Annotated in this window: 20 protein-coding genes; 18 read left to right on the forward strand and 2 right to left on the reverse strand. The window is 46.1% G+C overall.

Features of this window, described 5'->3' with window-relative positions; translation table 11 throughout:
• The first annotated feature begins 13 nt into the window (after positions 1-13).
• The 4 genes from atpA to atpC all read left to right on the forward strand — a co-directional run bounded on the left by atpA (position 14) and on the right by atpC (position 4485).
• Positions 14-1522 (forward strand): F0F1 ATP synthase subunit alpha, encoded by a 1509-nt coding sequence (gene atpA / locus BUA75_RS09835; RefSeq protein WP_072874438.1) that lies wholly within the window; start codon positions 14-16, stop codon positions 1520-1522.
• Positions 1523-1564: 42 nt separating this feature from the next.
• Entirely contained in the window at positions 1565-2449 is an 885-nt protein-coding gene (atpG, locus tag BUA75_RS09840; RefSeq protein ID WP_072874439.1) for an ATP synthase F1 subunit gamma, read from the forward strand.
• Positions 2450-2557: 108 nt separating this feature from the next.
• A complete protein-coding gene (gene atpD / locus BUA75_RS09845; protein WP_072874440.1) occupies positions 2558-3964 on the forward strand; it encodes a F0F1 ATP synthase subunit beta in 1407 nt (468 codons plus the stop codon).
• 92 nt (positions 3965-4056) lie between these two features.
• A complete protein-coding gene (gene atpC, locus BUA75_RS09850) occupies positions 4057-4485 on the forward strand; it encodes an ATP synthase F1 subunit epsilon (RefSeq protein WP_238413767.1) in 429 nt (142 codons plus the stop codon).
• A gap of 67 nt (positions 4486-4552) precedes the next feature.
• Here the strand turns inward: atpC and BUA75_RS09855 are convergent, their stop codons facing one another.
• Positions 4553-6016, reverse strand: coding sequence for a class I SAM-dependent methyltransferase (locus tag BUA75_RS09855; protein WP_072874442.1), 1464 nt, complete (start codon positions 6014-6016; stop codon positions 4553-4555).
• Between the two features lie 334 nt (positions 6017-6350).
• Between BUA75_RS09855 and BUA75_RS09860 the strand changes: the two genes are divergently transcribed.
• The 14 genes from BUA75_RS09860 to murA all read left to right on the forward strand — a co-directional run bounded on the left by BUA75_RS09860 (position 6351) and on the right by murA (position 19016).
• Positions 6351-6719, forward strand: coding sequence for an NADH-quinone oxidoreductase subunit A (locus tag BUA75_RS09860; RefSeq protein WP_072874443.1), 369 nt, complete (start codon positions 6351-6353; stop codon positions 6717-6719).
• Positions 6710-7252 (forward strand): NuoB/complex I 20 kDa subunit family protein, encoded by a 543-nt coding sequence (locus BUA75_RS09865; RefSeq protein ID WP_242650297.1) that lies wholly within the window; start codon positions 6710-6712, stop codon positions 7250-7252. Before BUA75_RS09860 ends, BUA75_RS09865 begins: the two co-directional genes overlap by 10 nt.
• Positions 7249-7803: an NADH-quinone oxidoreductase subunit C gene (locus BUA75_RS09870; protein ID WP_083574264.1), complete on the forward strand. Its 555-nt coding sequence runs from the start codon at positions 7249-7251 to the stop codon at positions 7801-7803. Before BUA75_RS09865 ends, BUA75_RS09870 begins: the two co-directional genes overlap by 4 nt.
• Positions 7787-8920: an NADH-quinone oxidoreductase subunit D gene (locus BUA75_RS09875; RefSeq protein ID WP_072874444.1), complete on the forward strand. Its 1134-nt coding sequence runs from the start codon at positions 7787-7789 to the stop codon at positions 8918-8920. The genes BUA75_RS09870 and BUA75_RS09875 overlap by 17 nt, the downstream gene beginning before the upstream one ends.
• Positions 8921-8976: 56 nt before the next feature.
• Entirely contained in the window at positions 8977-9924 is a 948-nt protein-coding gene (gene nuoH, locus BUA75_RS09880) for an NADH-quinone oxidoreductase subunit NuoH (protein WP_072874486.1), read from the forward strand.
• A gap of 81 nt (positions 9925-10005) precedes the next feature.
• Positions 10006-10464, forward strand: coding sequence for a NuoI/complex I 23 kDa subunit family protein (locus BUA75_RS09885; protein ID WP_072874445.1), 459 nt, complete (start codon positions 10006-10008; stop codon positions 10462-10464).
• Complete coding sequence (locus BUA75_RS09890; protein WP_072874446.1) at positions 10464-10994, forward strand: NADH-quinone oxidoreductase subunit J; 531 nt, start codon at positions 10464-10466, stop codon at positions 10992-10994. Before BUA75_RS09885 ends, BUA75_RS09890 begins: the two co-directional genes overlap by 1 nt.
• Positions 10995-10999: 5 nt before the next feature.
• The gene (gene nuoK, locus BUA75_RS09895; RefSeq protein ID WP_129583598.1) at positions 11000-11311 is read left to right on the forward strand and encodes an NADH-quinone oxidoreductase subunit NuoK; all 312 of its coding nucleotides are present in this window, start codon (positions 11000-11002) and stop codon (positions 11309-11311) included.
• Positions 11312-11370: 59 nt separating this feature from the next.
• A complete protein-coding gene (gene nuoL, locus BUA75_RS09900; protein WP_072874448.1) occupies positions 11371-13269 on the forward strand; it encodes an NADH-quinone oxidoreductase subunit L in 1899 nt (632 codons plus the stop codon).
• 3 nt (positions 13270-13272) lie between these two features.
• Complete coding sequence (locus BUA75_RS09905) at positions 13273-14805, forward strand: complex I subunit 4 family protein (RefSeq protein WP_072874449.1); 1533 nt, start codon at positions 13273-13275, stop codon at positions 14803-14805.
• A 3-nt stretch (positions 14806-14808) separates the two neighbouring features.
• A complete protein-coding gene (locus tag BUA75_RS09910) occupies positions 14809-16290 on the forward strand; it encodes an NADH-quinone oxidoreductase subunit N (RefSeq protein ID WP_072874450.1) in 1482 nt (493 codons plus the stop codon).
• Positions 16291-16300: 10 nt separating this feature from the next.
• On the forward strand, positions 16301-16561 hold the full coding sequence (locus BUA75_RS09915; RefSeq protein ID WP_072874451.1) for a DUF1146 family protein: 261 nt from the start codon (positions 16301-16303) through the stop codon (positions 16559-16561).
• Positions 16562-16751: 190 nt separating this feature from the next.
• On the forward strand, positions 16752-17657 hold the full coding sequence (locus BUA75_RS09920) for a YwmB family TATA-box binding protein (RefSeq protein ID WP_072874452.1): 906 nt from the start codon (positions 16752-16754) through the stop codon (positions 17655-17657).
• A 60-nt stretch (positions 17658-17717) separates the two neighbouring features.
• On the forward strand, positions 17718-19016 hold the full coding sequence (gene murA / locus BUA75_RS09925) for a UDP-N-acetylglucosamine 1-carboxyvinyltransferase (RefSeq protein ID WP_072874453.1): 1299 nt from the start codon (positions 17718-17720) through the stop codon (positions 19014-19016).
• 97 nt (positions 19017-19113) lie between these two features.
• Here murA and BUA75_RS09930 read toward each other — a convergent pair whose 3' ends face one another.
• Positions 19114-20232 (reverse strand): two-component system sensor histidine kinase NtrB, encoded by a 1119-nt coding sequence (locus BUA75_RS09930; protein ID WP_072874454.1) that lies wholly within the window; start codon positions 20230-20232, stop codon positions 19114-19116.
• Positions 20233-20237 lie beyond the last annotated feature (5 nt).

Consider the following 20237-nt stretch of genomic DNA (forward strand, 5'->3'; position numbering starts at 1 on the left):
AGGAGTGACCAAATTGAGCATTCGACCTGACGAAATTAGTCGGCTGATACAAAAACAAATTGAAGAATTTCAGTCGGACGTCAAGGTTTATGATACGGGCGTCGTATTGACGGTTGGTGACGGTATTGCCCGCCTTTATGGGTTGGACAACGTTATGGCTGGGGAATTGGTGGAATTTCAGAATGGCACTTACGGCATGGCATTTAACCTTGAAGAAGACAATGTGGGTATTATTGTTTTAGGGTCGGTTGATGGCATTAAAGAAGGCGACGAAGTCCGTAGAACAGGACGGATTGCACAAGTTCCAGTCGGTCCAGAGTTGCTTGGCAGGGTCGTCAATCCTTTAGGACAGCCTTTGGATAACCGCGGTCCAATTGAAGCTAAGCAATTTCGTAATATTGAGTCGCGTGCTCCAGGGGTTATAGATCGTAAATCAGTCCATGAACCGTTGCAGACGGGTATCAAGGCCATTGACGCAATGATACCTATTGGACGTGGTCAGCGCGAGTTGATTATTGGCGATAGACAAACGGGTAAAACGGCAATTGCACTTGATACCATCATTAATCAGAAAGACACAGGTGTGAAATGTATATATGTAGCCATTGGACAGAAACAGTCCACAGTTGCGCAAGTTGTAGAAACGTTGCGTCGACATGGAGCTATGGATTACACCATTGTTGTGGCAGCTAATGCGTCCGATCCCGCTCCGCTCTTGTTTATGGCTCCATATGCTGGTTGCGCCATGGGTGAGTATTTTATGTACAATGGCGAACACGCATTGATTATTTATGATGATCTGACGAAACAGGCAGCAGCCTATCGTGAAATGTCTTTGCTTTTGCGCCGTCCGCCTGGTCGTGAAGCCTACCCTGGTGACGTGTTTTATTTACATTCAAGATTATTGGAACGCGCCGCTAAGTTGAGTGACGAGAAAGGCGCTGGTTCACTGACCGCTCTACCGTTTATTGAAACGCAGGCGGGCGATATTTCAGCCTATATTCCTACGAATGTCATCTCGATTACGGATGGTCAAATATTTTTGGAATCTGATTTGTTCTTCGCAGGACAACGGCCAGCGGTGAATGTGGGAACCTCCGTATCACGTGTCGGCAGTTCAGCCCAAACCAAGGCGATGAAAAAAGTAGCAGGTACGTTACGTTTGGATTTAGCACAATACCGAGAATTGCAGGCATTTACGCAATTTGGTTCAGATTTGGATAAAGCGACGCTCTCGCGATTGGTTCGTGGTGCCCGTACAACTGAAATTCTTAAACAAGCTCAATATCATCCGCTTTCATTTGAAAAGCAGGTTGTTTCCATTTGGTCTGCGGTCAATGGGTATTTGGATGAAATTGATGTGCAGGCCGTGGGTAAGTTTGAGCAAGAGTGGCTGTCCTTCGTTTCGTCTCAATATCCGCAAATCTACAGTTCAATAGTAGAAACGAAAGATTTGACAGAGGAAACAGTAAACTTGCTGAAAGAAGCGATTCAAAAGTTTAAAGCGACATTTGTTGCTTGATTTTCCTGAAGGTGCATCGCTGGATAAAGGTGGTGATTTCGGTTGGCGGAAAATCCAAGAGAGATACGTCGGCGCATCAAAAGCGTGCGAAGTACCGCACAGATAACAAAAGCCTTGGAGATGGTAGCTGCTGCAAAGTTGCGGCGCGTTCAAAGCGCAGTTGCTAATGCGCGTCCATATTTGGCAAAAATGCAAGATATGTTGGAGGGTGTGGCAGCATCAGCAAGATTTGTAAAACATCCATTGCTGGTTTCTCGACCGGTCAAACGAACAGGATATCTTGTCATCACGTCAGACACAGGACGTGCAGGTCCGTATAATGCGCAAATTTTCCGACGTGCTCTGCAGGAGTTTGGACATCGGGATAAATCGACATACAGCATATTTGCAGTTGGACGAAAGGGCAGAGATTTCTTTCGGAAAACGGGATATCCAATAGATGGCGAAATTACGGGATTGCCGGATTCCCCGGAATATCGTTCGATAGCCAGCTTGGCAGAAAAAGTAGTCCATGCTTACGCTGAAGGCAGATTTGATGAACTTTACTTTATTTATAACGAATTCATCAATCCTGTAACTCAACGACCTATTGTGAAAAAAGTTTTACCGCTAACAAATTTGCACGCGATTCAGGAAACATCACCGGGCAAAATGCCAACACAAAAGAAACCGCAGTATTTATTTGAACCGGACGAACAGGAAGTATTGTCCAAATTGCTTCCACGTTATGCGGAAACGCTTGTTTATCAGGCGGTTCTTGATGCGAAAGCTTCAGAACATGCCGCCCGTATGGCTGCTATGAAAAATGCGACTGATAACGCGAAAGAAATGATCGAACAATTGACGCTCAGTCTAAATCGTGCTCGTCAGGCTGCGATTACTACCCAGATCGTCGAAGTGGTCAGCGGAGCGCAAGCACTTGAATAGTTCGTCTTGCAAAGTTGTGATAGGTTGGGTGAACTGAGAGGTTCCTCAATGAAGTCGGGTCCCGTCTTTAATGACATATTTAGACCCGCATAGCGAGGAGGGAATGACGTGAATAAAGGACAGGTTGTGCAGGTGCTTGGTCCTGTTGTCGATGTTAGATTTCCAGAAGGACAACTGCCAGCACTGAACAACGCTTTGCGCATAGAAACACAAGGGGAATATCCTATCCATCTAACACTTGAAGTAGCCCTTCACTTAGGCGATAACGTCGTACGTACAGTGGCTATGTCATCCACTGATGGTCTTGTGCGAGGTACAGAGGTAGAAGATACAGGTCGCGCCATTGCGGTTCCTGTAGGAAAAGCTACACTGGGAAGAATTTTCAACGTCCTGGGTGAGGCAATTGACGAAGCAGGCCCCGTAGAGATGAGCGAGACATGGCCGATTCATCGCAATGCGCCTTCCTTTAGTGAATTGAGTACACGTACAGAAATTTTTGAAACAGGTATTAAAGTTGTAGATTTGCTTGCCCCATACATCAAGGGTGGAAAAGTTGGACTCTTTGGCGGTGCCGGTGTAGGTAAAACCGTTTTGATTCAAGAGCTGATTCACAATATTGCTAAAGAGCACGGTGGCTATTCCGTGTTTGCAGGTGTCGGAGAGCGTACACGTGAAGGTAATGATTTGTATCATGAAATGAAAGACTCTGGAGTTATTGATAAAACTAGCATGGTTTTTGGTCAGATGAATGAACCACCAGGTGCTCGCTTGCGGGTAGCATTGGCGGGACTGACCATTGCGGAATATTTCCGCGATGTAGAGGAAAGAGACATTCTCTTCTTTGTGGATAATATTTTCCGTTTCACACAAGCAGGATCTGAAGTATCAGCATTACTTGGACGTATGCCTTCTGCAGTAGGTTACCAGCCAACTCTTGCAACAGAAATGGGACAATTGCAGGAGCGTATTGCTTCTACAGTAAAAGGTTCCATCACGTCTATTCAAGCTGTATATGTACCTGCTGACGACTATACCGATCCGGCGCCAGCTAATACATTTGCCCATCTTGACGCAACAACAAATCTAGATCGAAAAATTTCAGATATGGGTCTTTATCCTGCGGTCGATCCGCTTGCCTCAACATCCCGTGCATTGACACCAGATATCGTGGGTGAAGAGCATTATCGAGTAGCTCGCGGCGTACAGCAAGTGTTGCAGAGATACAGAGAATTGCAGGACATCATCGCCATCCTTGGAATGGATGAGTTGACAGATGAAGACAAGCTGACCGTGGCCCGTGCGCGCAAGATTCAAAACTTCCTGTCGCAACCATTCTTTGTCGGTGAAGTATTCACGGGTATTCCCGGTAAATATGTGCCTGTGAAGGAGACGGTACGCTCCTTCGGTGAAATTCTCGATGGTAAGCATGATGATATTCCTGAGACTTATTTCCGGTATTGCGGCGTGATCGAAGAAGTTCGCGAAAAAGCGCGTAAAGACGGTGCAGTAGACTAAAATCGGCTAGCCGTAATTCGCGAAACGAGGGGTCTATTTCTCAGTGTTGACGGTATAGATCCGCGGTGCGAGGAGGACTGACATTGAGTACGGTGCCGTTACAAATTATTACACCGGACAGGGTTCTTCTGGAACGGGAAGTTTCCATGGTTACAGTAAAAGGCGGTTATGGGGAATTGGGTATATTGCCTCGACATACCCCTTTAGCGACCACCGTCAAACCTTGTTTGGTGAAAATCAAATTAGAAAACGGCGAGGCTAAAATACCTGTCACAGGTGGTTTTTTGGAGGTATTGCCCAACGCTGTGACCATATTGGCAGACGCTGCTGAACTTCCTCATGAAATTGATCCAGATAGAGCTGAGGCATCCAAACAACGTGCATTGGCAAAATTGGCATCAAATCTTGAGACGGAAGAAGAGCGTAAACATGTTGAAGCAGCTCTGCTAAGAGCAGAGTTGCGCTTGGAAGCACTGGATTGGGCGCAAAAACACGGCAATCTTCTGCAAACAGAGAACTGAAATTACGCTCGCATAGAAAGAAAAGCGGCTTGCCGGTGAAGGATTATTCTTCACCGACAAGCCGCTTTTATTCCACTTTTCTGGCTAAGACAAATTGTACAGGATAGTCAACGGTTAATTCTTCATTCGAATATTTCTCCAAAATTTCTTGCCCTCTGTCAATGAGGTGGTCAAATAGTTTTTGTCTTTCACCCCAGGGTAGTTGTAACATTCGATTAGCATATAAGTCGACCGATTGTATGAGAAACCGGACAACATATTCCGGGTGAGCATACACCGTAGGAGCCATTTGGATAAAGCTCTGCAGGTCAGAGAATCCGACTTGCAAAGCGTTGGGGATCTCCTTTTCTAAAGGCATTGAAGAACTATTCAACGTTGTGCCCGGCAATTTGAAAATCGGCTCAAACCATTCTGTAAAGAAAGGCAGGTCAACTTGGTGATGAATGGAATGGGCACTCGCAAATAGCCCACCCTTTTTAAGAACACGCCGCAACTCGCGAATAGCTTTGTTCCAATTTGTCAAATGAAGACTAGCAAAACCAATCACGAGATCGAACGTATTGTCTGCGTAAGGGAGATGTTCGGCAATTCCGTGAACAAATTGTACCCACGGTTTATGAGCGGTTTTTACTTTGTAATTCGCTTGTGCCAGCAGTCCTGGAGCGGGATCGATACCAAGAACTAATCCTTTCGGGCCTACTGTGTCTGCCAGCCCTGACTCCAAAGTAAAGGAACCACTGCCACAGCCAAACTCCAGTACCTTCATGCCTGGCTCGGGTATGGCCAAATCCAATAATTGTTTACGAATTTTCTTGCCCATTGGGAAAATGACATCAAAAATATTATCGTAATCATTTAATTCACTAAACGACGAAATTCTGAGTAAATTGCTTCGCAAGCTCAAAAAACCAACTTCATCAAGAAAATGTTGAATTTCAAAAAATCTCTGTTTACCCAAATCGGTCAATCGAATATACCGAGTGTTGTTTTTAATAAAAACTTCCACTACACCGAGAACATGCATAAACATTAATTCGTCACGTAAAGTGTAAGTAATCCAAGGACGGTGTAATTTTCCAAAAACAAAGTCAAGCTCTCGCATTTCGCCGTAATAATTGAGTGCTACATAGTTTTCGTAGGCAGTCACATAAGCGTAAGTAGAGACAAATTTATCAAACCCGTGCTGTTCAATAAAAGTAGTCAATGACCAAATCGCTTGTTTCGCAGCATCTTGATGAATAATCGTTGATTTTCCTTGATTGTAGGAATAGTAATACGCTGTGGAGATAGCCGTTTCGTAAAAAGCGTTTTCTGGTAGGCGCGGCGAAACTGGCAGAGTACCAAATACATTGATATCGTAGGATTCGTTCCAATGAAGTAGAGAAAATTCATGAGCTTCATCACGCATGGTTTCGTAAACATCGCTTTCAAAATCAACACCATAGCGTATATAGGCCAGCCAGGGACTGATGACAATGGGCGAGTCGCAAAGTGCGACAATTACATCGCGCAAGTCTTGCAGTGAATACACTTAAAATCCTCCTAGCTGAATGGTCAGCATCTGAAATTCAATCCGTCATGAGTAGATTCAAACAGCGCTGAGAGACAAAAAACAAATTAAGTTCTATATGTGCATACTCTAAAGGATAGTACAATGCAAAACAAGTAACACTATGAATTTATTGGAAGATCATCAGAGTGTTGCGATTAGAGCAAAAATTTTGTGATATTCATGTTATAATTGTGAGCAAATCAGAAGTATTCAAGATTTTTGCAGGAGCAACATGGCATGATTATTTACATGATTCACGCAAGGATGGTTGGCTTTCTCAAAGAAAATGAATTCCATAAAGAGGAGGATTGGTGTGGCATCCATTTGGAACTCTGATTTATATTTTGTTATTTTTTTGCTTTTGGGAATCCTCTTGCCAGTTTCATCGCTTTGGGTACTGGGTCCACGCCTGCGGCCACATAAGCCGTCCCAAGCCAAACAAAGCAGTTATGAAAGTGGGGTGGAACCGTTTGGCGATGCGCATGTACGATACCATGCGCGTTACTACCTGTTTGCGCTTTTGTTTGTCGTATTTGATGTCGAGACCGTCTTTTTTTATCCCTGGGCAGTTGCCAGTCATCAGCTGGGTGTTTTTGGACTGATAGAAGCTGTTCTTTTTATTCTCTTCCTGGCTGTTGGTCTCATCTACGCTTGGCGAAAGAAGGTGCTGGAATGGAATTGAATCCACGCATGCAACCGCGTCGTGTTGAATTTGAAGGGTTTTCAGCAGAGGAAAATGCAGAACTCAACCGTGGCGGGATTCTGATAGGCGCTTTGGAGGAAATGAAGGCGTGGGCGCGCAGCAACTCTCTTTGGCCTATGACGTTTGGTTTAGCTTGCTGCGCCATTGAAATGATGGGGGCAGGCGCTTCTCATTACGATCTCGATCGTTTTGGCATCATATTTCGAGCCTCGCCCCGTCAGTCGGATGTCATGATAGTGGCAGGGACGGGTACGAAAAAAAAGGCGCCGCTGTTGCGCCGGCTTTACGATCAGATGCCAGAACCAAAATGGGTTGTTGCAATGGGTTCTTGTGCGACAGCAGGCGGTCCCTATGTGAAAAGTTACAGTGTGGTCAAAGGTGTCGATCAGGTTGTCCCCGTAGATATTTATATTCCAGGCTGTCCGCCTTCACCGCCCGCTCTCATCTATGGTTTGAATTTACTGCAAAAGAAAATTCGTCGCGATGCTAGAAGGAGTGTGGCGCGCGCGTGAGCGAGTCTAAGCCAGAAAACCAATTGGATAAAAAAGAATCGGCTTCAAAATCTCACGAGGCTGAGGTGGAAGCCAATCCGTTGGCAGATGATTTAGTAGGAGAGTTGGTTCGTCGCTTTGGCGAATCATATGTCATAAAGTCAGGAATGGTAGGGGGAGTGCCAAGCATACAGGTGGATGCTCAACAGTTTGTAACAGTCCACGCCTATCTCAAACAACATCCAAATTGGCAGTTAAACTATCAAAGCTGTTATACAGGGGTAGATTACGGAGAAGAGTTGGAAGTGGTCAGTTACGTGCGTTCTTCATCCCTGCTGCATATGGTTTGCCTTAAAACTCGTGTCTCTAAAGAAAGTCCTCGTTTACCAACATTGACCACCGTACATCCGGGAGCGAATTGGGAAGAACGAGAAATGTTCGATTTATTAGGAATTGAATTTGCAGGTCATCCAGATTTACGCCGCATTATGCTCTGGGAAGGGTACGCAGGTCATCCATTACGTAAAGATTTCGTAGAGCCGCAGGAGGAATCCTATGGTCCATCGACTTGAATCGGCCTTGCAAGCAGGCGAACGCATGGAAGAAATGCTGTTGAACGTAGGTCCGCAACATCCGAGTACGCATGGAGTGTTGCGAATGCTGGTTCGAGCGCGCGGCGAAACCATTGTGGACGCTGAACCGGTGATTGGTTATTTACATCGGGGCACGGAAAAATTAGCAGAAAATTTGCAGTATACACAAATTATTCCCTATACAGACAGACTTGATTATTTGGCTTCTATGCTCAACAATTACGCGTTTTGCCATACCGTAGAAACGGCGTTGGGACTGGAAGTTCCCGAAAGAGCAGAATACTTGCGCGTCATTGTCATGGAACTGCAACGTGTAGCTTCTCATTTGCTTTTTGTAGGTGCCTATTTGCTCGATCTCGGTGCACTTTCTCCCTTTCTTTACGTTTTTCAAGAGCGTGAACGGATCGTGCAGTTATTCAATCGTATTTGCGGTGCTCGTCTCACCTACAATTACATGCGAATTGGCGGTGTCAAGGCCGATGCTCCATCAGGTTGGTTGGAAGATGTCCGAGATTTTTTGCCCTTCATGCGCGAACGAATTGAAATGTATGACCGCCTGATTACTGGCAATGAGATTTTTCTCAATCGTGTACGTGGGATAGGAGTCTTTGATACCAAGACAGCACTTGAGTATGGAATCAGTGGCATCAATCTGCGTTCAACAGGGTTTCGTTGGGATTTGCGCAAGCAACAACCTTATAGCCTTTACGACAGATTTGATTTTCAAATTCCTGTTGGCCAGCATGGCGATTGTTTTGATCGCTATTACTTGCATTTGTTAGAAATGCGTGAATCGTTGTGTATTGTTGAGCAAGCTTTAGAACAAATGCCCAAAGACGGCCCGGTTATTGGTAAGGTTCCTAAAATGATTCGTGTTCCTGCTGGAGAGTATTACACCAGTATTGAAGGGGCGCGTGGCGAAATTGGTTTCTATATTGTGGCGGATGGCAAAGACAAGCCATATCGAATGAAAATCCGCAAGCCTTCCTTTGTGAATTTACAACTTATTCCAGAATTATTGCGCGGACAAAGTCTCTCCAATCTAATAGCGATTCTTGGTGCGGTTGATATCGTGCTTGGGGAGGTGGATGCGTGAGTCAGAATTTCTGGATATGGCAAAACAGTCCACTCAACGGGCAACATCTTTTAACTATGGTTATCGGTGCTGTGATTACACTGATGTTAACGCTAGGTGTAGTAACGTACACCATTTATGCCGAGCGCAAGGTATTAGGCTGGATGCAGGGACGAATAGGTCCCAATCGGGTAGGGCCACTTGGTTTACTTCAATCCATTGCAGATATTTTAAAACTTTTGGTGAAAGAGGACATAGTTCCAGAAAAGGCTGATAGAGCTCTGTTTTTGCTTGCTCCCATCATAGCCTTCGTTCCATCTTTTATGACCCTTGCGGTCATTCCATTTAGTATGCAACATGTTTTTACTGCCGATTTTGGGGCCGGATTATTGTACTACTTAGCGCTTTCCGCGTTGACCATTCATGGTGTCATGCTGGCTGGCTGGGCCTCTAACAACAAATATGCGCTGCTCGGCGGTATGCGTAGCGCTGCTCAAATGCTCTCTTACGAAGTGCCGCTTGGTCTGTCGCTTGTCGGAGTAGCCCTTATGGGACATTCGCTGAACTTGAATTCCATCGTTATAGAACAATCGCAAACGATTTGGAATATCATTCCTCAAATAGTGGGATTCCTAGTCTTTTTGATTGCCGCCACCGCTGAACTGAACCGTACACCTTTCGATTTGCCAGAAGCGGAATCAGAATTAGTGGCTGGATATCATGTAGAGTACTCCGGATTTCGCTTTGCATTCTTTATGTTAACGGAATATGTCTACGTGTTTGCCATGGGATGTCTGGCCGCCACGGTCTATCTAGGAGGATGGTCTGGACCCTGGTTGCCAGGTTGGCTGTGGTTTTCCATCAAAGTCACAGCGTTTATCTTCTTTCAATTTTGGCTGAGGGCCACTATGCCGCGTATTCGTGTGGATGGGCTGATGAGCTTTAGTTGGAAGTTTCTTCTTCCTGTGGCGATGCTTAATTTGGTAGGCACAGCCGTGATTCAAACCTTAGTTTCTTTGCGCTGATGATACATTTGGGTAGAAATCATCAGACAGCACAGTTTCCAACGAGATCGGACGGAATCCAACTAAAGGAGAGGAAGCGTCTTGTTAGGATTCGTCAAAGGTTTAGGTGTGACGCTTGGTCAATTGCCGAAAAAGAAAGTCACACTGGAATATCCAGACGTTCAGCCTGAGTGGCCAGATCGTTTTCGAGGAGTACATCGATTTATTCCTGATCTTTGTATTGTCTGCAATCAATGTGCAAGAATCTGTCCCACAGATTGTATCACTCTTAGCGGATCGCGCGATGAAAACAGGAAGATGCACATTGAGACGTTCGACATTAACTTTGAAATTTGCATTCTATGTGATTTGTGTGTGGAAGTTTGTCCTACGGATGCGATTCTCATGTCGGATACTTTTGAATTGGCAGTAGAGTCGCGCAATCATTTGAAGCTTGACATGCAATGGTTGGTGGAGAGTGAAGAAGAATACGAAGAAAAATATCCTGATCGCGCTCCTAAGTTAGAGGCTGTTGATGTTGCAGAAAAGGGTGAGGGTTGATGGTTCATTTTTTTTCGCACGGAGATAGCCTGGCCTTCTATGTATTGGCACTCATCATTTTGCTTTCCGCAATGCTTTTCCTGCAATTTCGTAAAGTTATCTATATGGCTCTGGCTATGGGCGCTATCTTTGTGGGGTGTGCCGCGCTTTTCCTACTACTTGGTGCAGTTTTTGTAGGTATAGCTCAAGTCATGATTTATGCTGGAGCCATCACGATTCTTATGATGTTTGCCATCATGTTGACCAATCATGAGGCTACTGAATCGGTATCAGCATTTGGCATTCGCAAAGGGCTAGCCGCGCTAGGAGCTTTTCTCTTGGCAGTGATTTTGCTGTTCACCATTCGCGCTACGCACTGGCGTCAGTCGCTCGTAGTCAATACGGATACGCAGCACAATGTAGACAAAATAGGATTTATGCTTTTTCGACAATATACAATTCCTTTTGAACTTGTCTCTTTGTTGCTCTTGGCGGCGCTTGTAGGAGCGGTATGGATTGCAAGGCAGACAAAGGAGGAGAAGCAAGATTGACGACCGTGCATATTCCCTTGCCGTCCGTTTTGGCGCTTGCAGCCATTCTCTTTTGCATTGGACTTTATGGTGCCCTTAGCAAACGTAGTCTCATTATTGTGTTGGTTTCGTTGGAACTGATGCTAAGCAGTGTCAACATCAATCTCGTGGCATTTTCTCAACTTGGCGCTTTTCCAAATTTGCGCGGACAAGTGTTCTCTTTGTTTACCATTACGGTAGCGGCGGCAGAAATTGCTGTAGGATTCGCCATCGTGCTTGCATTTTTTCGTTTTCGCAAATCAGCAGACGCGGATGATGCAAACTCGCAAAAGCGTTGACGGCATGTACGCCGGATTTTCATTCTGATATATCAAGCGGATAGGAAGAAGGTGTTTAAATGATAGAACTAGCCCTCATCCTTTGTTTGCTGCCTTTAGTAGCTGCTGTATTCTCTTTTGTCCTGCGCAAGTCATCTGCGTGGTTGCATGCACTTGTGGCAACGTTAGCGATGCTAATTTCTGCGCTGCTTGCACTGATTGTTTTTTTTCATCTATACCATCGTCATGCTATGGAAGCTAGCATTCATTGGCTGGCGCTGAATCACGATTTTATGCTGACAGTCGGTGTACGTCTCAATGCGCTCAACAATCTGATGCTTGTGATTGTTACACTGGTTTCACTCAACGTAATGCTTTTCTCTTACGGCTATTTAAAAACTGATGAACGAATCGGTATATATTACGCTTATCTCAATTTTTTTGCTTTTTCCATGTTGGCATTGGTCATGTCGGCAAATTTATTGCAACTATATATTTTTTGGGAAATGGTAGGTCTCTGTTCATACCTGTTGGTCGGTTTTTGGTTCTTTAAGAATGAAGCGGCACGTGCAGCCCGTAAATCGTTTGTTGTCACTCGCTTAGGAGATGCAGGTATGCTTGGTGGCATCCTTTTGCTGGCATTGGCTGCCCACTCCTTTAACGATTCAACGCAAGCCCTGCTCGCTGCCAGCGGTAATCTTCACCTTTCCTGGCTTAGCCAACCGCACCTCTTGACGTTGGCAATGTTGCTCATTTTTCTTGGCTGCGTCGGTAAATCAGCACAATTTCCGTTACACGTTTGGTTACCTGATGCCATGGAAGGTCCCACTCCAGTTTCGGCATTGATCCATGCTGCAACAATGGTGGCGGCTGGCGTCTATTTAGTAGCCCGGTTATATCCACTCTTTCAACTTGCTCCCGGTGTATTGGAAACTATAGCTTATATCGGCGCTGGCACGGCTTTACTTGCAGCTTGCATTGCCTTGTCGCAGCGGGATATCAAGCGAGTGATAGCCTATTCCACCATCTCTCAGCTAGGTTACATGATGGCTGCTTTAGGTATTGGCGCCTATGCGGATGGAGTTTTTCATTTATTGACCCACGCTTTTTTTAAAGCGTTATTGTTTCTTGCGGCAGGGAGTGTCATACATGCTCTAGCAGGTACGCAGGACTTGTTCCAAATGGGCGGCTTGAGGAAAAAAATGCCCATCACTTTCTACACTTTTTTAGCCGGCGCTCTCGCTTTATCCGGTGTTGTACCGTTTGCTGGCTTTTGGTCAAAAGATGCAATTCTCAGCGCTGCGCTAGCCTCTCGTCACTACATAGTTTATGCGCTTTTGTTAATAGCCGCTTTTTGTACGGCAGTCTATATTTTTCGCCTGATTTTCCTGGCGTTTGCAGGTCAATCCAGACAGCCAGCCTTGACAGAGCATGCGCATGAAGGCGGTTGGGAAATGAAAGCTCCATTGCTTTTTCTGGCTATTTTTGCAACCTTTGCTGGTTTTCTCAATACGCCGCTCAATGATGATGCGCTAACCCGCTATTTAGAACCGGGTATGCCGATGTCTGAATACCAGAATTGGCCCATCTTGTCCATGTTGATCAGCACTCTTGTAGCTTTACTGGGCATTGCCGTAGCGTATCTCGCTTTTCAACGCTGGCAAGCTCAAGGTTCACCTGTACCGCCTGAAAGAGGACGTCCTTGGTGGATTCAAATATCCTATCGCAAATTTTATTTAGACGAAATTTACTATCATACCATTCAACGAGCCGGAAGATTTCTTTCCATGCTGATTGATTTGTTCGATCGCTATTTTCTCCAAGGTCTGGTTCGTTTGATAGCGTTACTCTTCTACGGTATTGGCAATGCATTGCGAATGACGCAAGATGGATTGTTGCAATCGTATGGGACAATTGCGCTGGCTGCTCTAGTGGTTTGGTTTGCTATTGCGGTCTTTCGTGCTGGAGGTGTGTTTTAGTCTATGGCCTTCCTGCTTCTGGCGCTTATAACGCCGCTCGTAGCTTCTTTATTGGTCTGGCTTTTGCCGGCTTCATCTCCATCCAACAATGTGCAAGGTCTCAAACAGCCTCATCGCTCGCATGAAGACCATTTTATCTGGATTGGCCGGGTTGCAATGAGTATCAGTTTCCTATGTATGTTTGTTCTTTGGATAAAGATGCGCCTTCTGTCGGATGTCTACCAATTTGCTTTTTCTTTTCGTTGGTTTCAATTTTCGCTTGGATTTCATCAACACTGGACGTTGCGAATCGCTTATGGTTTGGATGGACTAAGTCTGCCACTATTTTCTTTGGCCGTCTTGCTCGGTTGGATCATCTTTTTTGCTGTACGTCCGCCTGGAGAACAAATTCGCGTCTATACAGGATGGATGTTGCTCGCTCTGTTTGCAGTCATGTCCAGTTTTGCGGCAATAGATTTACTCACGTTTATTCTATCCATGGAGTTGACACTGTTAGCAGGTTTTTTCCTGATTTTGCGACAGGGCAAGGAACAACACTGGGATGCCGCCCTGCAGTTTCTCCTTTATCGTGGCCTGGCCAGTGTTTTCATCATTCTGGCGCTCCTAGGTTTGGCTGCTGCAGCAAGTCGCGGAGGATTGTGGCCAGCTTCATATGCTGTTTTATCGGCGGTGCTTTTTCATCATTCTGTGCCTCATATCGTCTTTTTGGCACTGTTTATAGGTGTTCTTCTGGAAGAGGCGTTTGTACCGCTGCATAGTTGGTTCCCCAATGCTATGCAGGATGCTGGTGCTGGCGTGGCGGTTTTATTAGCTGGCATTTTGACCAAAACAGGACTTTATGCGTTGATTCGATTTGGTGTCGGTATGATGCCGCAGGATGCTAACGATTATCGACTCTTGATAGCCACTGTTGGCATTATCAATTTACTCTATGCTGCGTTTGCTGCTTGGTCAGCCAAAGATTGGCGGCGACTCATCAGTTTTTCTTCCATTTCCCATATGGGGTTAGCGCTCTTTGCAGTGGCTACTTTGCGCCAAACCGGAATGCTCGGAGCATTGTTTCTGCTCGTTTCGTCCGGTCTTGTTAGCGCATTGTTCCTGCTCACTTCCGAGGGGATGTTTAAGCGCTTGCATTCTCTTGAATTCAGTCGTCTAGGGGGGCTTTCAAAATCGATGCCCATCGCTTCGGGGTTTCTCCTTTTTGCTGCTCTGGGAAGTTTGGGCCTGCCCTTGACCAGTAGCTTTGTGGGTGAATTCCAGTCGATTTTTTCCGGGTTTGCCGTTTTGCCAGGCTTTGCTTTTGTAGCTTTACTCGGCCTCTTGCTGAGCGCCATTTACAGCCTCAACGCGATACGCAAAACGACGTTTGGCCCGGTCTTAGACAGCACCCTGATGCAATTGGCTGACTTACGTTGGCTGGAAAGCTGGCCACTAGCTGTGCTTTCCTTATTTTTGCTCTTGCTCGGCATTCTACCCAATCCATTCGCGCAAGTGGCGCTTTCCGCGTTTCATCATCTGCGCGCGTTAGGGGGCTGAAAGATGAGCTTGTATTCACTTTTGCACGCCCATCTAGGTCTCACCATGGGGCCCTTGTCTATTGTAGCTATCTCTGCAGTTTTGGTGATGTTGATTGAACTCCTGCTTCCAACCCGTTTTTTGCAGCTTCCTGTCTGGCTCAGTTTATTGGGACTATTGGTTGCTTTAGTGGACGCGTTCATTCATCTTTCCCAGGTGCCTCAGTATTCGCTGCATACGCTTGTCTCCGACGGGCTGGCTAGCATACTGACTTGTCTCATTTTGCTATTAAGTCTTTTGCTCTTGCTGTTTCATGTAGATGAACTAAAATCTCAGACTAACCAATTTCCCCGCGAAGGAGCCTATCTATTTCTCTTCGCGACTGCAGGCGCTTTAGCCATGGTCACTGCGGTCGATCTCGTTACGCTCTATGTTGGTCTGGAATTGCTTTCAGTCTCTTCTTATATATTGGTCGCTATGACGCGTAAGCGGTTAGCTCTTGAGGGCGGAATGAAGTATTTGGTGCTTGGTGGTGTCGGGTCGGCTCTGTTTTTATACGGCGCCTCGTTTATCTATGGCATGACAGGGCAAACCAATCTCTATACGATTGCTCGTATGAGCCATCAACTTTGGCTATTGAATCCAGCCATTGTAGTTTTGTCGTTCTTACTCATGCTTTGTGGACTGGGCGTCAAACTATCGCTTGTTCCTTTCCACTATTGGACTCCGGATGCATATGAAGGCGCATCGGCATCCGTGGCTGGCTTTTTGGCTTCCGTATCGAAGAGTGCAACGTTTGCCATGACCTTGCGTGTGCTGCTCTATCTGTTTCTTGGCAGTACGCATGATGTTTTTCCGTATGTAGCTGCTATGGCAGCGTTAACCATGGTGGCGGGAAATTTGTTGGCGTTGGGGCAGAATAAGCTGCGTCGATTGCTGGCTGTCTCCAGTGTAGCTCAAGCTGGCTATTTGCTCATTCCTATCGCTTTGTTAGCGCAAGCCACACCAAATACTTGGCCACTCGTATACAACAGTCTTGTGTTCTATCTCGTTTCGTACTCAATCGTGACCATTGGCGCGTTTGCAGTCTTGTCCATCTTAGAACAGCGTTACGAAGTTCAAGAGATTGCGGATTTATCACGTTTGCCGCGTCAATATCGTTGGCTGCGCGCCGCATTTGCCTGTTTTCTGCTCGGATTTGCTGGTATGCCGCTGACGTCGGGGTTTATGGGAAAACTCTATCTGCTGATTGCCGCTCTTCGTTTGCATGAGCTATGGCTTGGTGTTTTACTCTTTGCTGTAAGCGTGATTTCCTTCTATTATTATCTGAAACCGATTCGCACCATGTACCAGAAACAACTTTTTACAGACAATGGGGAAGGCCAGGCTGTGTCGCGTCAAACGGCTACGCAAACGGTCATTGCGTTCTGTGTTCTGGTGACATTGTTGCTCGGTGTCTGGCCAGGTATTTTATTGCAGGCCTTTAGCCACGTGCAGTGGTACTAGGAGGATTCACATGTATACCCAGTTCAATGAAAGTCATTTACCTTTTCAAATCTCCATAGTATTTCCGCTGATGATCACCCTCTTTTTTTTCTTTGGTCTACTTGTCTCATGGTGGGCGCTGGGCGCCTTGCCATGGGACAAAATTACCCGTCACCCCCTCTCATCGCGATCGCAAATGATTCGTTTTATGTTGGCCTTGGCTGGAGCGTTGCTATGGGACACGTTTGCCGCATTGTTACTCATCATGATGCAGTGGATGCGTACTTTGTAAAGAAGTTTTCCTGCACAATGAAGGCTGGTCATGTTCTGTTCCTCGAGTTATTGGCGTCTGGGATCTTAGCAACTTTTGGCTGACCCGCATAAATCTCGCAATCTGAGCGAATTTTACAGATAGAGTACGTATAAAATCCATTCCCCAAGACCAGACTAGAAACATCGGAAACAGATGGGGGATGGAGAACGTGGCTCGACAAGTGAAGCGAGGACGAAGCAGTAAAAAAAACCGCCGACGCAAACATTGGCTGTGGGGGACAGCGATTGTTTCTGTAGCTGCATTTCTTTGGACGCATCCTTTGATTGCAACCGGAAATAGTTTACAGGTTGCGGCAAAAAATCAAACACATCAGTTGCATGTAAACCGTCAAGGTATGGAAGCCCATGATTGGGCAGCTGAAGAAAGCCATTTTTTATCACAGACGATGTCTGCCACTGGTGCTGAACCTGATGAATATTTGCTGAATAGTTGGGACAGCTTAAACCATCAATTTTTAAGCGAAAACGAGGATTTGTCCATTGCACGGGAAATGGTGCAGGAAATGAAACTGCGCAGAGCGAAATTGTATCATACGGCTACTTCTGTAGAACACTATGTATTGGTTGATGCGTTGAGTCCAACCGGAAGCCGAGTGGAATTGGTGGTCACTTCTTTTGCTCCTACGACTTCGGTGGAAGGTACTACAGCCGGAGAATTAGTTGATTCCTCCACCGTACTGGCAGTGACAGAAGAGCATCAAGGTTATACATCACAGGCATTGACTGCGGATGAAGAACAGTTGGCAGCAGCACTTTTGCAGATTGGTGCTAAACCGCAAATTAGCAGTTGTCTGATTGGTCATCTCGATGCTAAAATGGTCGGCGTTCAAGCGAATCAACTGGCTGAGCGAGCGCTGCATGCAGTAGATGCTAAATCTGTGCAGACGTTTCAAAGCGGCTTGGAAACGAGCATCTCAGGATATGCGCCGCGAAATTTGACTTACATTGTATCGCGCGGCCAGCCCATCAACCTGCAGGTAGCTGTTCATTACGATGGATATCAACACGACACGAACGTCCTGGTCGGAACACCCATCATTACGACAACGTATTGATGCAAAATCGTCCTCGTAACGCTTCGTGAGACAATCTTGTCGTGTAACGGGGGTTACGGTATGCCAAAATTAGTGATTGACGGAGGGTATCCGCTCTCAGGCTCCGTAAGGATTGGCGGCGCAAAAAATGCGGTATTGCCCATTTTGGCTGCCAGTCTGCTGGCAGAGTCCGGCGTGAGTCAGATTGAAGACGTACCTCATTTATTAGATGTACGCAATATGATTGAAGTTATCGCATCCCTGGGCGCTAGAGTGGAGAGAAGAGGAACCACTGTGCGCATTCAGGCCAGTCACATACATAGTGTGGAGCCGCCTCAGGATTTGGTCAGGCGTATGCGCGCTTCGTTTGTAGTGGCAGGACCGCTGTTGGCTCGTTTTAAAGAAGCGTCCATCTCACTGCCTGGGGGTTGTAAAATTGGCAACCGCCCAGTAGATTTGCATATTAAAGGTTTTGAAGCCATGGGTGCTACAGCACACACTGAAAATGGCTTTGTCCATCTCCAAGCGCCACGGGAAGGTTTGCGGGGAGCACGCATTTATTTAGACATTCCCAGTGTCGGGGCAACACAGAATATCATGATGGCAGCCGTGCTGGCTAAAGGACAGACGATTATTGAAAATGCCGCCAAAGAACCAGAAAACGTGGATTTGGCCAATTATTTAAACGCGATGGGCGCACGAGTGCGCGGTGCTGGCACAGATATGATTCGTATTGATGGTGTCGACAGCCTGCATGGCGCTGTGCATACCGTCATTCCCGACCGTATTGAGGCAGGTACATTCTTGGTGGCTGGTGCATTACTGGGTACAGGTGTATATGTGGAAAATGCTGTGTCTCAACACATGATGTCGGTGATTGCAAAGCTCGAAGAAGCGGGAGCCCGCTTTGAAGACAAGGTAGACGGTATTCAGGTATGGCCGGCAGAGCGTGGACGGCTTTCCTCTATTGATGTGAAAACGCATTTTTATCCTTCTTATCCCACAGATATGCAGGCGCAAATGGTGGCTGCCCTGTCTGTAGCAGCCGGAACAAGCACGGTGACAGAAACCGTTTTTGAAAACCGCTTTTTGCATGTGGGTGAATTGCAACGTATGGGCGCCAATATTCATGTAGAAGGCCGGACGGCAGTCATTGAAGGTGTAGACCGACTTTCTGGTGCGCTGGTCACTGCCACGGATTTACGGGCGGGAGCGGCCCTTGTGATTGCGGGGCTATTGGCAGAGGGCCAGACTGAAGTATTGGGATTGCATCATATCGATCGCGGTTATGACAATCTGGTCAGCAAATTCCAACAGCTTGGTGGACGTATCAAACGTCTGGAAACTCCTATGGAGGAGAGCGACGCAGAATCTGCGTAATGCCGTACAAGTGCGAGTTTCTACAGATACCTCTACATCGACATGAAATTTTCCGATGTAGAGGTTTTTTCATAGAGTGTATCCTGAGTGGTCTTATTTAGGATAATTCGGGTTTCTTATCTACGGTTGGCAAATAGATACGAAAAACGGTACCATGCCCTGGTGTGCTTTCCACATCAATCGTACCTCCATGCAGTTCGACAATATGATAGCAAGTCGAGAGTCCCAGTCCCGTTCCACTATTTTTGGTGGTGAAAAATGGGCTAAAGAGATGTGTCCTCGTCTGTTCATCCATACCAACGCCATTATCCTCAATGCGAATCTGCACATATCTGCCAAACCGTTCCGCCTCAAACTGAATCATTCCTGTACGAGAGTTTGGTAAGTCGGAAATGGCTTCCATCGCATTATGGAGCATATTCAGCAGGACTTGCTTCATTTGTAAGCGATCCGCATAAATCATCAGGGACGGATCGACCGGTAAAATCACCAGTTCAATCCCTTGCAAGAGCGACTCACTGTGGCATAAAAGTTCCAGCTCAGCGAATAAGTCAGTCACAGGAATGGCTTCTTTCAACGGTGGTGCAGGTTTGGCAGTTTTCAGAAATTCTGTGATGATGCTGTTGACGCGATTGATTTCGCTAATAATGATATCAATATAGGATAATTTGGCGGAGGAAGTCAGATTCGGCGCTAATAACTGCACCAAACCGCGGATGGAAGTTAACGGATTACGAATTTCATGCGCGATACTTGCCGCAATTCTGCCAAGTTCGACCAATCTGTCATTTTGCGCGTTCGATTGCTGGAGGTTTGCTAAGAGTCGCTCCAATTCTTCTTTACGACGGAGAAGGTCGTAGTTGGTCATGCCCAAACGCTGTGTAAAACGTGTCAGAACCTCAGTGATTTGCTGATAACGTTGACTTTGTTCTATGCAGAGAATAGAGCAATGATTGTCCCGGTTCCACTTTAGATGAATATCAAACAGCATTGCAGGTGATTGAACTGTATTTAAAAGCAGTTCAAACTTTTGAGGTTCAAAGCGACGCTCGGCCAAACGCTGAAATTTCCTCCGACTCTCCACATCAATGAGTGAAAAAAAATTAGCATGCTCGCCAAAGATACGTTTCGCGTCCTCAGATTGATAGAGGATGTCGTAGAACGTGTTTACATAGAAAAATGGGGCTGGTATAGAAAAGTCAGGGCAAACAGCCATAGATA

Source organism: Alicyclobacillus tolerans, assembly GCF_900142255.1.
GTDB lineage: Bacteria > Bacillota > Bacilli > Alicyclobacillales > Alicyclobacillaceae > Alicyclobacillus_I > Alicyclobacillus_I tolerans.

What these genes read in the sequence shown, in the direction of transcription:
- BUA75_RS09865 (WP_242650297.1), top strand. Translation starts at nt 6,710, where the DNA reads ATGGAATTGAATCCACGCATGCAACCGCGTCGTGTTGAATTTGAAGGG.
- BUA75_RS09930 (WP_072874454.1), bottom strand. Translation starts at nt 20,232, where the DNA reads ATGGCTGTTTGCCCTGACTTTTCTATACCAGCCCCATTTTTCTATGTA.
- nuoH (WP_072874486.1), top strand. Translation starts at nt 8,977, where the DNA reads ATGGTTATCGGTGCTGTGATTACACTGATGTTAACGCTAGGTGTAGTA.
- murA (WP_072874453.1), top strand. Translation starts at nt 17,718, where the DNA reads ATGCCAAAATTAGTGATTGACGGAGGGTATCCGCTCTCAGGCTCCGTA.
- BUA75_RS09875 (WP_072874444.1), top strand. Translation starts at nt 7,787, where the DNA reads ATGGTCCATCGACTTGAATCGGCCTTGCAAGCAGGCGAACGCATGGAA.
- BUA75_RS09890 (WP_072874446.1), top strand. Translation starts at nt 10,464, where the DNA reads ATGGTTCATTTTTTTTCGCACGGAGATAGCCTGGCCTTCTATGTATTG.
- BUA75_RS09905 (WP_072874449.1), top strand. Translation starts at nt 13,273, where the DNA reads ATGGCCTTCCTGCTTCTGGCGCTTATAACGCCGCTCGTAGCTTCTTTA.
- BUA75_RS09910 (WP_072874450.1), top strand. Translation starts at nt 14,809, where the DNA reads ATGAGCTTGTATTCACTTTTGCACGCCCATCTAGGTCTCACCATGGGG.
- BUA75_RS09915 (WP_072874451.1), top strand. Translation starts at nt 16,301, where the DNA reads ATGTATACCCAGTTCAATGAAAGTCATTTACCTTTTCAAATCTCCATA.
- nuoL (WP_072874448.1), top strand. Translation starts at nt 11,371, where the DNA reads ATGATAGAACTAGCCCTCATCCTTTGTTTGCTGCCTTTAGTAGCTGCT.